Consider the following 13,450-nt stretch of genomic DNA (forward strand, 5'->3'; position numbering starts at 1 on the left):
TCTAATTACTAAAATACCTCTTCAACACTTGTCCAAATTCATACATATCTTCAAAAGAACAATAGAACGCTGCCGGTGCTAACCTAATTACATTCGGTTCCCGCCAGTCGGTAATTACTCCGTTTTTCATGAGGTAATGGAACAGGTCTTTTCCCTGGCCGTGGAGGAAAACTGATAGCTGAGTGCCACGTTCTTTTGGAGTGATGATCTCGAAATCCCTTCCGACTTCCTCTGCAACTTCCTGCAGGATGAATTCAAGATAGGCCACGATCTTGTCGCGCTTGGCGATCAACCTGTCCATGCCTACTTCCTCAAAGTATTCCAACGAAGCCAGGTAAGGCGCCAGGGCAAGTACAGGCGCATTGCTCACCTGCCAGGCATGTGCATTAGGCTCAGGTTGGAATTCGGGTTCCATTAAAAACCGCCTCTCTTTATTATGTCCCCACCAACCTTCAAACCTCGGGATATCTTTTTTTCCGTGATACTGCTCATGCACAAAACATCCGGAAGCATTCCCCGGACCTGAATTCATATACTTATAACTGCACCAGGCAGCAAAATCCACATTCCAGTCGTGCAGCTTCAGCTCCACGTTTCCCGCCGCGTGTGCGAGATCCCAACCCACAAAAGCACCGACTTCTTTTCCGGCCCTGGTAATGGTTTCCATATCCAACACCTGCCCATTATAGTAATTCACTCCGCCCATAAGCACCAATGCACACTCCTCTCCTATTTCGTTTATTTTCGCCAGAATATCCTCTTTCCGGAAATGATGTTCTCCCTCCCGTTTCTTCACCTCAACAATAGTCTCCTCCGGATCTAATCCATGGAACCTCACCTGACTCGCAACCATATATTGATCACTGGGAAATGCCTTTTCTTCCATAATGATCTTAAAGCGCTGCTGCGTAGGCCGGTAAAAAGACACCATCAATAAATGCAGATTCACCGTTAGCGTATTCATCACAGTTACTTCCGAAGGTTTAGCTCCAACTACAGGTGCAAGTTTCTTAGCAAATCTTTCATGATAATCCCACCAGGGTTTCTCCGCCTGAAAATGTCCTTCCACCGCCAGCTCCGCCCAGTCGCTCATGATCTCATCGACATATTTCTTCGCGTTCTTTGGCTGCAAGCCAAGAGAATTCCCGGTGAAGTAGATCACCTCCTTGCCATTGACTTTTGGGAAGTGGAATTTGTTTCTATAATCTTTTAGAGCGTCTTGTTGATCGAGGTTTTGTGCGTATTCCTTGGTATTTTTGAAATTCATTTCTGAAGATTTGGTTCAAAAATACATTTTTTGGAGGGATAGATAATGCTTTTTCCGGCTCCCTTTAGGGCTGGGGCCAAACGGAAAAAGAAAAACTAATTCTTTTGCCCCTCCCTAAAGGGTGAGAATTAGTTTTTCTAAATTTATCACATTGAAAAAAGATAATCCATATCATGATAATAGTATGTGGAAAGGTGCCCGATCTGAGATTTTTAAGCGGGCAGAGCATCTTCGCAACAATCCGACAGAGGCAGAAAAACTTCTGTGGGAAAAATTAATTTGTGATCCTTTTAAAAAATTCCACTTCAGGCGGCAACATCCCATCCATAATTTCATTGCTGATTTTTACTCACATCAACTGAAATTAGTCATTGAAGTGGATGGAGGATACCACGAAAGTGCAGAGCAGCAAATAAAAGATCAATTACACACAGAACTACTTCATTTTCAAGAATTAAAAGTAATTCGCTTCACAAATCAGCAGATCATCCAAGAAATGGAAACGGTATTAGAAATTCTTTCTGAAAAGATAAATACCTAAAACTTTTTCCGGCTCCCCTTTAGGGTTGGGGCCAAACGGAAAAAGAAAAACTAATTCTTTTGCCCCTCCCTAAAGGGTGAGAAATAGTTTTTCTAAATTTATCACATTGAAAAAAGATAATCCATATCATGATAATAGTATGTGGAAAGGTGCCCGATCTGAGATTTTTAAGCGGGCAGAGCATCTTCGCAACAATCCGACAGAGGCAGAAAAACTTCTGTGGGAAAAATTAAATAGTGGTCCTTTTAAAAAATTCCACTTCAGGCGGCAACATCCCATCCATAATTTCATTGCTGATTTTTACTCACATCAACTGAAATTAGTCATTGAAGTGGATGGAGGATACCACGAAAGTGCAGAGCAGCAAATAAAAGATCAATTACGCACAGAACTACTTCATTTTCAAGAATTAAAAGTAATTCGCTTCACAAATCAGCAGATCATCCAAGAAATGGAAACGGTATTAGAAATTCTTTCTGAAAAGATAAATACCTAAAACTTTTTCCGGCTCCCCTTTAGGGTTGGGGCAATCCGGAAAAAGAAAAACTAATTCTTTTGCCCCCTCCCTAAAGGGTGAGAATTAGTTTTTCTAAATTTATCACATTGAAAAAAGATAATCCATATCATGATAATAGTATGTGGAAAGGTGCCCGATCTGAGATTTTTAAGCGGGCAGAGCATCTTCGCAACAATCCGACAGAGGCAGAAAAACTTCTGTGGGAAAAATTAATTTGTGATCCTTTCAAAAAATATCATTTCAGGAGGCAACATCCAATACATCATTTCATTGCTGATTTTTACTCACATCAACTGAAATTAGTAATTGAAGTGGATGGAGGATATCACGAAAGTGCAGAGCAGCAAATAAAAGATCAATTACGCACAGAACTACTTCATTTTCAAGAATTAAAAGTAATTCGCTTCACAAATCAGCAGATCATCCAAGAAATGGAAACAGTATTAGAAATTCTTTCTGAAAAGATAAATACCTAAAACTTTTTCCGGCTCCCTTTAGGGTTGGGGCAATCCGGAAAAAGGTTTATTCAATCCTGGAATTTGGTGCCTGGAATTTGTAAGGGATGGATTAACTATTTCCTCCTTGAAATAGTCAACCCATCCCTCACCGGCAACATCACCGTCTCCAACCTCTCATCTTCAGCTAAGAGGCGGTTGTATTCAAGAAGGGCTTTGGTAGATTCGTCATCTTCTTTCACAGGTTCCACTACTTTTCCGCTCCAGAGCACATTATCAGATAAGATGACTCCCCTTGGGCGCAGCTTTTCCATGATCTGTTGGAAATAAACAGGATAATTCGGCTTATCGGCATCAATAAATACCAGGTCAAAATCCTCTTTTAGAGAGGGAATGATCTCAGTGGCATCACCCAGGTGAGGTACGATTCGATCTTTCCAAAGAGAGGCTTCAAAATACCTTTTTTGAAGGTCCAGTAATTCCTCGTTGATGTCGATTGTGTGAAGAATTCCATCCGGCTGCATTCCTTCAGCCAAACAAAGTGCAGAGTACCCCGTATAGGTGCCTATTTCTAATATATTCTGTGGGTTGATGAGCTTTGAAAGCATGCTTAGTAGCCTTCCCTGATAATGTCCACTGAGCATTCTGGGCTGAAGCACCTTCTGATTAGTTTCCCGATTAAGTTGCTGCAAAAGCTCTGGTTCTTGAGCGGAGTGGGCTACGACATAGTCGTCGATCTTTTGTGGCAGGAAATGCATGTGGAAGTATGATTTTAGAAGTTAGAAGTGCGAAGATATAAAGCCATTGGCTATTGGCCATTAGCTGTTGGCACAATTCTTAATTATGACAAATACTTTTTCGGCTCCTCCCGATTCTTCGGGATTGGCTGAGGGGTAAAACGAAAAAGTTTGTGAAATTTAAGAAGCCTTATATATGGTTATAGTGCATTTAAATACTGCGAATAACTTTTTCTTTGAAGATTCAGTAGCCAAAGGCCAAAAGCTAAGAGCCAATGGCTAAAAACGTCGTTTCACCGATCCCGTTAGCTCCTCGATCTCCTCTTTCACCTTATCGGCTTCTTTTTTCAGATCATCCCCAATGGAGGTGTCAATCCCATGTTTCTCGGCGCTGCGCATCACTTCAGATTTAATGTCATTAGTGGCATTTTTGATGCTGCGCATCCCTTTCCCCAGACCTCTCGCGATCTCCGGAATTTTATCGGCACCAAAGACCATCACCAGGATGAACATGATAAAAGCTACCTCAGCACCGCTGATAAAAAGTGGGAGTGTTTGCATAGTCTGCAAATATACTCAGATTTCTATTCAGAAGAAAAGGGGGCTTGTTAATTCTGTCTTGGCTGCGCCCCTTCTTTTCAAGAAGGTTTTTAGGAACAGGCAAGACCGCTGCGCTGTTAGAACCTGGAACCAAGACGGGTTTGCGACAGCTACGCACCTCCTGCGGAGGGATTTGCCTCCGGACCACCCCGTCTGCCTTTGGCAGCCACCCCTCCTTAATAAGGAGGGGAACTCATCTGGTGCCTGTGGCACCACTGCTTTTGGCAGGTTGAATGCCCAAAAAGGTTAAATATATTAATCAAAAAAAGACTAAAGATCATTACGCTAATAAAACCTGGAGCCAAGACAGATCCAACTCCCCACCTCCGGAGGGACCGGGGGAGGATGAACACAAAAAACCCTCCGGCGGGGAGGGTTTTTAAATGTTATTTCTATGTCAAGGCCTCCTCCCAAAGGGAGGAAAAAACACCTTCAGGTGTTTTGACCCTCAACCAGCTCCCCTCCTTTTTTAAAGGAGGGGTGGCAGGCGGTAGCATGACGGGGTGGTCCGGAGACGAACCCGCCGTAGGCCGCCAAGGTCTTACCCTTGTGTTCTTTCTTTGAATTCCTGAAACTTATCTGCTTCAGCAGCCTGTGGCCACGAGTTATTGCTGGTATCCACATCGGCAGTTTCAAGGTCTGGATCTACAACGATCTTTGTGATCTCCTTATCTGTAGCGATCGCACGACTTACTCTGTCATCATTCTTTCTCCATATCTGTACTGGATAAGTTACCTTTTCCGAAGTACCATCGGCATAGGTGTACTCCACAATTACAGGCATTACAAGTCCGCCGGGTTTATTGAATGTCACCTGATAAAAATATTTCGGCATCTTCAGGTTTGCTCTTTGTTCTGGTGTGAAATTATCCATTAAATACTCGTTAAGAGTTGGAGCGTTTTCAGCAGGAGTTTTACCTTTCATATTCGGGTCATACTCCTCTCCACCTTCTTCCACAACATAAAGAACATCCATTGATGAAGGATCTTCTACTCCATATCGCTTCAGCAGCTCAGTTCCCTCTTTGGTAGGCTTATCTGTCACGTAATATTTCTTCACCTCTTCAACGCCTATATCCACATTGTCTGTAGTATAGAACCAGCCTCTCCAGAACCAATCCAGGTCAACAGCCGAAGCATCTTCCATCGTTCTGAAGAAATCTTCTGGCGTAGGATGTTTGAACATCCATCTCTGGGCATAAGTTTTAAAAGCATAATCAAATAGCTCTTTCCCCATCACGGTCTCTCTTAAAATATTAAGTGCCGTTGCTGGCTTGCCATAAGCGTTGTTACCTAACTGGTAAACATTCTCAGGATTTGACATAATAGGTGCAATGAACTTTTGATCACCTTTCATATAATCCACAATTTTTGAAGGCTCACCTCGTCTGGAAGGATATTTTGTATGTGGAGCAATGTCATCGGGATATTTTTCACCATACTCCTGCTCTGCCACATACTGCATAAAGGTATCAAGACCTTCATCCATCCAGCCCCATTGACGCTCATCTGAATTCACGATCATAGGAAAGAAGTTATGTCCAACCTCATGAATGATCACACTCATCATTCCGTACTTCACACGGTCACTGTAGGTTCCATCTTCATTTGGACGGCCATAGTTCCAGGAGATCATTGGATATTCCATTCCCTGGTTCTTGGCATGAACCGAAATAGATTTGTGATAAGGATAAGTGAAGGTATGATCTGAATATGACTTAAGCGTATGAGCTACTACCTTAGTAGAAAAATCTTCCCAAAGCGGGTTCCCCTCTTTTGGATAAAGAGATACAGCCATCACATCTTTTTCACCAAGATCTACAGCCATCATGTCCCAGATAAATTTCCTGGAAGTGGCAAATGCAAAATCTCTAACCATTTCAGCTTTTAGTTTCCAGGTCTTCTTTTTCTCTGAAAAACCTTTTTCAGCCGCTTCTGCTTCTTCCTGGGTCACGATCATTACCGGCTTGTCATAAGACTTTTTCGCCTGCTCGTAACGACGCATCATTTCCTTTGTAAAAACTTCTTTTCTGTTTTGAAGCTCTCCTGTTCCATCAAGTATATGATCTGCAGGCACAGTAATGTTTACCTCGTAATCTCCAAAAGGAAGTGCGAACTCTCCGTTACCCCAAAACTGGTAGTTCTGCCAGCCTTCAACATCATTATAAACCGCCATTCTTGGAAAGAACTGCGCAATCACATAAGCGTTATTCCCATCGGCAGGAAAATGCTCATATCCAGAACGGGCACGATCTGTAACGTGATTATTGACATTGTACCACCATGCGATATCAAAAGTGAATTTTTCCCCTGCCTTTAAAGGCTGCGGAAGGTCCACTCTCATCATGGTCTGGTTGATCATTGTTTTTAAAGGCTTTCCGTTAGCGCTAACTTCTGTAATGTTGAAGCCGCCGTCGAAGGATTCCTCCATATATTCTGAAACAAAACTTCCCGGTTGTGCCACCGGTGCAATGCCGTTTCCATCCTTTAATTTGGCTACAGATTCTTTTGACCTGATATTTTGATCAAGCTGCACCCACAGGTATTCCAGTACATCTGGAGAATTATTGTGATAAGTAATGGTTTCCCGTCCTGTTAATTTCTGGGTTTTGTCATCAAGTTCGATGTCCATCTTGTAATCGGCTTCGTTCTGGTAATAAGCCGGGCCCGGGGCTCCACTTCCAGTTCTATACTGGTTGGGCGTAGAAAACTCCTGGTACATTTGCCGGAATTTGTTTTCGTTGATGTGTCCAGCTTGCCTTTGTTCAGTTTGTTGTTCTGCCTCCTGCGCAAATACGCCGGCAGAAAACAAAAGACAAAAAGCTGCAAGGGCAGTTCTCATAGATCTCATATATAAAATTTAAGTTTAGGTTGCTAAAAATAATTTAATTCTGAAGTAAAACAATTTTAATTTCCGAATTTTAATGTTCCTTCAAGTTCCTCTCGCATAAGCAGCAGACTCTTGATCTTGCCACCATACTCCACCTTTATCACGTTTTTCTGCTCCGGAAAAATATCTGTCAAAACAGCATTTTTGACACTTATGTTTTTGATGGCTTCCACGTCTTCCACCTCTATGTAGACCAAAAGCTGGTCTTTATCATATTCCTTTCCGAGGTATGTGAGTTTTCTTTCTTTTCCATTTACCGAAATCTGGAGCTTATCAAAAAAATATTTTTTCAGAAATTCATCTGCAGCCGGATGTTCTCCTTCTTTCACCAGGTAGAGTTCTTTGTTATACCGGGTTTTTAGTAAATCTTCAATATCATCTGTAAAGACATGGGAAATGATCTGCAGGCTTCGTTGTTTTTCGTTATAAGCTATATCTGTCGCACTTACGTAGAATTTATGAGCCAGACCAAAAGAAAGCAATGGCAGCAGTAAAAATAAAAGCAATGTTCTTTTCATGGAATTGTAAAATAGGACCCGAAGGTAACCTTTCTAAGCAAAGACCGTTCCATAGCCTCCTGTTATAAGACTGCAGGAGCAGGAGAAGGTTTAATTTCTGAAATTATTTCTGAAGTTCAGAGCCCTTCTTCGGTTGAATTTTCCTTCTGAAGTTTCAAGAATTTCTCACTTTGAACAAACATCATTTGCAGGAGATCCATTTCCCTCTCTTTATTCAGCAGTGCTTCCGAAAAATTCTGCTCTTCTAAAAAGGCAATAAAATCTGCTATTTTTGGAGGGGTAATTTTAAACTGCTCCAGGAAGAATTCATCTGAATACCGCGCTCTTATCTTTCTCTCCAGCTGAATTAACCCGATCTTACTTCTTGGCTGTTCCTGTTGCTGAGGCTTTTTCCTGGTACGCGGCAGCAAGAGAGACGCTACTGTCGAAAGAATCGCAAGCGGATTCGCGCCTTTGCTCAGTCCGCTCCCTCCCATTGCTGAATTTGTGACTCTGCTTTGGCCATCCTGTCGGAATTCCCACTCATAATCATTAATAGACATGGCAGTCATGGTTGGCAATTCCACATCTACAGTTTCAATGTTTCCGGCATCTACTTCCAATCGTCCAGTAAGCTCGTGTGAGCGCACCACCACCTCGGGCAGTTCATTTATTCCTACAGATATTTCGACTACCAGACGCCTGTTCTGGATGATCTCATCGTCTACGACAACCAGTAATTCCTTGAACTGGAGGGCAGTAAAATATACAGAATCGCCTTCCTTTACCCTCAGCTCAAAATTCCCCCCGGCATCTGAAACGTTGCCCTTTCCGGAGGAAAAGTTATACACATGAATGCCACTGGAGTTATATTGCACCGGAACGATTATAGTTCCCGTAATATCCAGTCTTTCCTGCGACCAGACATGATGACCTGTACTGCAGCACAATAAAAGGAGGAGGAGGAGAAGCTTCTTCATCTTTGCTAATAAACGCTAAATTGTAGGAATTATTACCAACTACAAAAAACCTGCGCTGAGAAATTCTTCACCTTAACTTTGAACCCTCTTAAGTTTCGTTTAAAAAAGTGCTATTTTAATACTGTTGATGTATATCGTTGTTGTTCCTTCAAATCCTGAATCTACCCCGAATAACAGCCATAATTCCCCCGCATCATTGGTCATGACCGTTTGAGCACTGGGAAAATACAGGGTTTTAAGGGTATAGACATTCTCCTCTGTGCCATTGGCGAAATTCCCAATGACCATCATGTCATCACCTCCTTCTGCCTGGTTTCCCTTATCCACATTCAATCTGTACCAGCCGAATTCATCTTCAATGTTTTGCGGTTCATGCGATGCTCCTCCCGCTTTTAGGTAGACACTTTCCCCGGGGCTGCCGCCAATTCCAAACTGTCCGTCGGCCACATTTGAAGCAAAATTCACCTCAAATTTCATTTTATATTCCTTATTTGGCTGTAACCCGGAAATCTGCTTCGTGACATACATAAAAAGATCATCGCTGTGATTGTTGCCCGAAAGTTTTAGCGCAGCTTCTTGCGTGTTTAACGGTTCTGGCAGCTGGCTGTGTTCAAATTCCAGTTCATAGAAATCTTCTTCTCCTGCAGGATAATCTGAAAAACCGCCAATCCAGCCTTCGGTTCCCGTTGCGAAATTGAATGAGAAATCGAGCTGCATTTCTTCCTGCACCGCATCATCACTGTCGCAACCTGCAAAGATCATCAGGCACGCGAGCAACAAAACCTTTGATTTCATAACCATGCAATTACAATAAAAAAAGAATCCTGAAAATACCTTTTTTGAGAGGTGTATTTCCGTCGCTCTTCAGAAGATGAATTCCTTCTGAAAACGCTTCAGCTATAAATTATTCTCCTGCTTTTCTCTGCTTGTACTTCTGGCTTTGCGCCACCAGGAAAGCAATAAGATCCATCTCATTCTCTGGCTGAAGCATTGCCGGATTAAGCCCGTTGTCTTCAGCAAATAGAATGAACTCATAAATGTTCTCCTCCTTAATATTAAGACGCTCCTTGAAAAAATCATCGTCGTAAAGCTGAAGAACTTCCTCCTGAATATCTTCCTGCCTATCTATAGTCGTGGTTACATTGCGTGTAGAAAATATATTTCTGAAAATATTCGCAAAATTTGCACCGCTGTAGATCATCCCCTCGCGCATAGCGGCATTGGGAGGAGAAACCAGGGAATCCGGCCTAAAAGTATAATTGTAGTCATTAATTTCTGCCGCTGTTTTTACCGGAAGATTGGTCTCGACTACCGGGATCAGCTTTACATCTACCTCCACGTTTCCTGAAAGATCATAGGGAGTAACCACAACTTCGGGCAACTCATTGACGGCTTCCGAAATAAAAACATTCAGCTGTCGGTTTTCGATCACTCCCTCATCAACAACCACCGAGAAATTCTGAAACTGCAGAGCAGAAAAATGCAGCGTGTCGCCAGCAGCAACTTTTATCTGAAAATTCCCTACTTCATTAGAGATGGTTGCACTCTTTGCCGTGCGATTAACAACAGAAATTCCTTCGGCATCACCCCCTACTGGTGGGGTGATCTTTCCGGAGATATCCATTCTTTCCTGGGCAACCAGAGGAAGTGAAATAAGTAAAACAATCAGGCTTAGGGAAATTTTCATATCACGGCTTTTCCTAAAGGAACAAAATGTATTCTTTAAAAAATTCTAATTGCCGACTAAACTTTAGTTAAATCTACAGATACAAAAACTTCTGAAAAGCCGCCGAACCTGCACTTTCATGTCCGCCCGAATTAACTTCTTTTATGATTTGCACCTCCCGGTTTTCAATAAGAGATTTAGTAATTTTACAGGAACAACTAAACCTGCTTTATGAAAAATCTTATCCTTGCCAGCACTTCCACCCTTCACGGCCAGGAATATCTTGAATATTTACTTCCAGTTTTAAAATCCCACTTTAAAGGTTGCAGGGAAATCCTGTTTATTCCCTACGCTAGACCTGGAGGAATTACTCATGACGAATATACGCAGCTCGCAGAAAAAGCTTTTGCCAATGCAGGGTTGCAAGTAAAAGGATTACATCAATCTGAAACAGCTATAGCAGCAATTGAAGAGGCTGAGGGTATTTTTACCGGCGGCGGCAATACCTTTCTGCTTGTACAGCAGCTTTACAGGTATAACCTCCTCACCCCTCTTAAGGAGAAACTTGAAGAGGGAACGCCTTATCTTGGTACCAGCGCCGGGACCAACATTGCAGGGCTTACCATGAAAACTACTAATGATATGCCTATTGTTTATCCACCTTCCTTCAATACTTTAGGTTTGGTGCCTTTTAACATTAATCCGCATTATCTCGACCCAGATCCCACCTCCACGCATAAAGGGGAAACCCGCGAAACCAGGATCAGGGAATTCCACCAATTCAACACTCCACCGGTTGTAGGACTTAGAGAAGGCAGCTGGCTGGAAGTAAAGGGAAAGGACATAAGGCTAAAAGGAGAGCCCCTGGCGCGCATTTTTGAAGCCGATAAGGAACCTTATGAAGTAGAACCGGAAACTCTTCTAAATGACCTCACATAATATAGATTATCAAAAGATCCTTAACCAGGTAAGCCAGGAATTTGCCGGCAAGCCACGATCGGGAAAAGTGGCCTCCTATATTCCGGAGCTGGCCAAGGTTTCCTCTCAAAAATATGGAATGCATCTCCACGATGTGAACGACAATAACTATTGTTTTGGAGACAGCAACGAGCGCTTCTCCATTCAATCCATTTCCAAAGTCTTCACTCTCGCGCTGGCCATGAAGGTGGTGGGAGACCAGCTGTGGAACCGTGTTGGCGTGGAACCATCGGGTGACCCGTTCAATTCTCTCTCACAGCTCGAAAATGACTCCGGAATTCCAAGAAATCCATTCATCAATGCCGGCGCCCTGGTGGTGGCCGACGTTCTTGTGTCCTACTTCAGCAATCCTAAGGCGGCGCTGCTCACTTTTTTGCATGAGATCACCGGCAACACCAGCATCGATTACGACCCAGTAGTAGCAGCTTCCGAAAAATCTGAAGGATATCGCAATTTCGCCATGGTCAACTACCTGAAATCCTTCGGAAATATAGAGAACAATGTGGAAGAGGTGCTGGATTTCTATTTTCATCAATGCTCACTGTCCATGTCCTGTCGCGAACTGGCGAACGCCTTTATCATCTTCGCCAATAATGGTCGTGTAATAGGTTCAGAAAGAGAGTTTCTCACCGGCAGACAGGTAAAACGGATCAATGCCCTGATGCAAACCTGCGGATTCTATGATGAAGCGGGCGAGTTTAGTTTTGAAGTAGGCCTACCTGGAAAAAGTGGTGTAGGTGGCGGTATTGTTGCCGTTCACCCAGATAGATTCGCAGTTGCAGTCTGGAGCCCGCCTCTTAACCCCAAAGGAAATTCTGCCCTGGGTATGGCTTCCCTTGAACGACTTACCACACTTACGGGGTTTTCCATTTTTTGATGTTTCTGAATGTGAGGTTTATCCTTGGTTCCTTTACCTTTTTAGTCTTCGGAAGGCTGTGCAGCCAGTGGGTCTGCGTTTCTCCTGCCATGAGTAACAGGCTTCCCTGTTCCAGCTGAAGCTCCAGCTTTTCACCCGTTTGCTTATGCTTAAGTACAAATTTTCTTTCAGCTCCCAGGCTTACTGAAGCTATTGCGGGTTGCCTGCCCAATTCTGCTTCTGCATCGCTGTGCCAGGACATGCCTTCTTCGCCGCTGTGGTATAAATTGAGGAGACAGGAATTAAATACAAGGGCGGTCTCCTGCTCTACCTTCTGCCTTAGCAAGGCTAATTCCGGCAACCAAAGCATGGCCTTTTTTGTCATTTTTGAATAGGTATATTCGAATTCTTTATCTCCATACCACGCAGTCTTTCTAGCGGTGGTGATCTTTCGGCCAAAGATCATCACCTCATCATGCTTCCAGCTTACCTCCTTTAGAAGCAGCTCGAAAAAATCTTCCGCTTCTGCTTCGTTCAGAAGTTTTCCGAAGTAGTAGACCTGGCCATTTTTTGGCAGTAGATTTGGCGGATAATTTTGTTTCATGGCTTCCGTCATTCGGGTTATAAATCCATTTGCATTTCGAATTGATCTACAGAGCTTTTAAATCCTAAATTTTCCAGCTCCTTTATAAGTTCCATTCGGCCTGCATCAACATTTTTTAGCTTTACAAGCTTAGCTATGGTGCCTGCGGCATGAAGAAGTTCGCTCCATTTCCCGCTTTGACTTTCCAGCTGGATCATATTGTGGTCCTTATCAATAACAATATATTCCTGAATTTCATCTTCGGAAGCTAGCGCATAGGTCACAACATTTTCTTTCAGCAGTTTTACAGCTGCCGCAGTATTCTCCCATGCATAATGCGATTCGCAGTAAAGTCCCGGTTCCAATACCTCTGAAAAATGCCTTTTTTGAAGCCTCTTTGCTAAAAGTTTCTGAGGCAGCTCTCCGGTGAAACTGCGGAGTTTTCTTTTTATGCTGAACCCAATCCGTTGATATACACGAATGGCTCTTGTATTTTCACAGATCACCTCCAGGAGACAGGTTTCGACTCCTTTCTCTTTTAGCATTGGGAAGGCATGAGCGTAAATTTTATCTACGATACCATTTGCCCTAAAAGCCGGAATGACGCCTGTTCCGGTATTATATGCAGTCAATTTTCCTTCATGCTTGTCGATGCCATGAATCACATAGCCTACCAATAGTTCTTTCTGAAACATGCCAAAAGAAAGATCCCAGTCTACACGAGCAGTTACAAAGCGAGCTCTCCAGTATTCAGTATCTTCTGGTAGCACTACGTAGTAATCTTCAAAGGCAATGAGAAAACATTGTATAAGGTCTTCGAACGGAATGGAAGAAAGTGGTTTGATTGTCATAGGCTCGAAAAAGAGAGCCGAAATTTGATTAA

General features: G+C 43.0%; 15 protein-coding genes. 5 read left to right on the plus strand and 10 right to left on the minus strand.

Annotation, left to right across the window (positions count from 1 at the left end; all coding sequences use genetic code 11):
• Position 1 precedes the first annotated feature (1 nt).
• Complete coding sequence (gene kynU / locus HC175_RS03000) at positions 2–1,267, minus strand: kynureninase (RefSeq protein ID WP_168137009.1); 1,266 nt, start codon at positions 1,265–1,267, stop codon at positions 2–4.
• Between the two features lie 151 nt (positions 1,268–1,418).
• Between kynU and HC175_RS03005 the strand changes: the two genes are divergently transcribed.
• The 3 genes from HC175_RS03005 to HC175_RS03015 all read left to right on the plus strand — a co-directional run bounded on the left by HC175_RS03005 (position 1,419) and on the right by HC175_RS03015 (position 2,801).
• The gene (locus HC175_RS03005) at positions 1,419–1,808 is read left to right on the plus strand and encodes an endonuclease domain-containing protein (protein ID WP_168137010.1); all 390 of its coding nucleotides are present in this window, start codon (positions 1,419–1,421) and stop codon (positions 1,806–1,808) included.
• 106 nt (positions 1,809–1,914) lie between these two features.
• Positions 1,915–2,304 carry an endonuclease domain-containing protein gene (locus HC175_RS03010; protein ID WP_235942503.1) on the plus strand — a complete coding sequence of 130 codons (390 nt, stop codon included), beginning with the start codon at positions 1,915–1,917 and terminating at the stop codon, positions 2,302–2,304.
• Positions 2,305–2,411: 107 nt separating this feature from the next.
• Positions 2,412–2,801, plus strand: a complete 390-nt coding sequence (locus HC175_RS03015) for an endonuclease domain-containing protein (RefSeq protein WP_235942504.1) — start codon at positions 2,412–2,414, stop codon at positions 2,799–2,801.
• A gap of 95 nt (positions 2,802–2,896) precedes the next feature.
• On the opposite strand, the gene HC175_RS03020 is transcribed toward HC175_RS03015, so the two are convergent.
• The 7 genes from HC175_RS03020 to HC175_RS03050 all read right to left on the minus strand — a co-directional run bounded on the left by HC175_RS03020 (position 2,897) and on the right by HC175_RS03050 (position 10,171).
• Positions 2,897–3,538 (minus strand): O-methyltransferase, encoded by a 642-nt coding sequence (locus HC175_RS03020; RefSeq protein WP_168137011.1) that lies wholly within the window; start codon positions 3,536–3,538, stop codon positions 2,897–2,899.
• A 258-nt stretch (positions 3,539–3,796) separates the two neighbouring features.
• A complete protein-coding gene (locus HC175_RS03025) occupies positions 3,797–4,078 on the minus strand; it encodes a Sec-independent protein translocase subunit TatA/TatB (protein ID WP_168137012.1) in 282 nt (93 codons plus the stop codon).
• A gap of 580 nt (positions 4,079–4,658) precedes the next feature.
• A complete protein-coding gene (locus HC175_RS03030; RefSeq protein ID WP_168137013.1) occupies positions 4,659–6,968 on the minus strand; it encodes a M1 family metallopeptidase in 2,310 nt (769 codons plus the stop codon).
• A gap of 56 nt (positions 6,969–7,024) precedes the next feature.
• Positions 7,025–7,525: a DUF6702 family protein gene (locus HC175_RS03035; RefSeq protein WP_168137014.1), complete on the minus strand. Its 501-nt coding sequence runs from the start codon at positions 7,523–7,525 to the stop codon at positions 7,025–7,027.
• Positions 7,526–7,641: 116 nt separating this feature from the next.
• Positions 7,642–8,484, minus strand: a complete 843-nt coding sequence (locus HC175_RS03040) for a hypothetical protein (protein WP_168137015.1) — start codon at positions 8,482–8,484, stop codon at positions 7,642–7,644.
• 99 nt (positions 8,485–8,583) lie between these two features.
• Positions 8,584–9,279, minus strand: a complete 696-nt coding sequence (locus tag HC175_RS03045; RefSeq protein WP_168137016.1) for a hypothetical protein — start codon at positions 9,277–9,279, stop codon at positions 8,584–8,586.
• A gap of 109 nt (positions 9,280–9,388) precedes the next feature.
• On the minus strand, positions 9,389–10,171 hold the full coding sequence (locus tag HC175_RS03050; RefSeq protein WP_168137017.1) for a hypothetical protein: 783 nt from the start codon (positions 10,169–10,171) through the stop codon (positions 9,389–9,391).
• A gap of 210 nt (positions 10,172–10,381) precedes the next feature.
• Between HC175_RS03050 and pepE the strand changes: the two genes are divergently transcribed.
• Both pepE and HC175_RS03060 read left to right on the plus strand, forming a co-directional pair.
• Entirely contained in the window at positions 10,382–11,089 is a 708-nt protein-coding gene (gene pepE, locus HC175_RS03055) for a dipeptidase PepE (protein WP_168137018.1), read from the plus strand.
• Between the two features lies 1 nt (position 11,090).
• The gene (locus HC175_RS03060) at positions 11,091–12,005 is read left to right on the plus strand and encodes a glutaminase (RefSeq protein ID WP_168137140.1); all 915 of its coding nucleotides are present in this window, start codon (positions 11,091–11,093) and stop codon (positions 12,003–12,005) included.
• On the opposite strand, the gene HC175_RS03065 is transcribed toward HC175_RS03060, so the two are convergent.
• Positions 11,983–12,588, minus strand: a complete 606-nt coding sequence (locus HC175_RS03065; RefSeq protein WP_235942505.1) for an alpha-ketoglutarate-dependent dioxygenase AlkB family protein — start codon at positions 12,586–12,588, stop codon at positions 11,983–11,985. The genes HC175_RS03060 and HC175_RS03065 overlap by 23 nt on opposite strands.
• Positions 12,589–12,605: 17 nt before the next feature.
• A complete protein-coding gene (locus HC175_RS03070) occupies positions 12,606–13,418 on the minus strand; it encodes a GNAT family N-acetyltransferase (RefSeq protein ID WP_168137020.1) in 813 nt (270 codons plus the stop codon).
• Positions 13,419–13,450: the final 32 nt, after the last annotated feature.

The sequence above is a fragment of the Salinimicrobium oceani genome, assembly GCF_012037645.1.

Bases quoted from the DNA above. Each gene is read 5' to 3' on its own strand.
- kynU (WP_168137009.1), bottom strand. From the start codon at position 1,267: ATGAATTTCAAAAATACCAAGGAATACGCACAAAACCTCGATCAACAA.
- HC175_RS03020 (WP_168137011.1), bottom strand. From the start codon at position 3,538: ATGCATTTCCTGCCACAAAAGATCGACGACTATGTCGTAGCCCACTCC.
- HC175_RS03025 (WP_168137012.1), bottom strand. From the start codon at position 4,078: ATGCAAACACTCCCACTTTTTATCAGCGGTGCTGAGGTAGCTTTTATC.
- HC175_RS03030 (WP_168137013.1), bottom strand. From the start codon at position 6,968: ATGAGATCTATGAGAACTGCCCTTGCAGCTTTTTGTCTTTTGTTTTCT.
- HC175_RS03035 (WP_168137014.1), bottom strand. From the start codon at position 7,525: ATGAAAAGAACATTGCTTTTATTTTTACTGCTGCCATTGCTTTCTTTT.
- HC175_RS03040 (WP_168137015.1), bottom strand. From the start codon at position 8,484: ATGAAGAAGCTTCTCCTCCTCCTCCTTTTATTGTGCTGCAGTACAGGT.
- HC175_RS03045 (WP_168137016.1), bottom strand. From the start codon at position 9,279: ATGAAATCAAAGGTTTTGTTGCTCGCGTGCCTGATGATCTTTGCAGGT.
- HC175_RS03050 (WP_168137017.1), bottom strand. From the start codon at position 10,171: ATGAAAATTTCCCTAAGCCTGATTGTTTTACTTATTTCACTTCCTCTG.
- pepE (WP_168137018.1), top strand. From the start codon at position 10,382: ATGAAAAATCTTATCCTTGCCAGCACTTCCACCCTTCACGGCCAGGAA.
- HC175_RS03065 (WP_235942505.1), bottom strand. From the start codon at position 12,588: ATGAAACAAAATTATCCGCCAAATCTACTGCCAAAAAATGGCCAGGTC.
- HC175_RS03070 (WP_168137020.1), bottom strand. From the start codon at position 13,418: ATGACAATCAAACCACTTTCTTCCATTCCGTTCGAAGACCTTATACAA.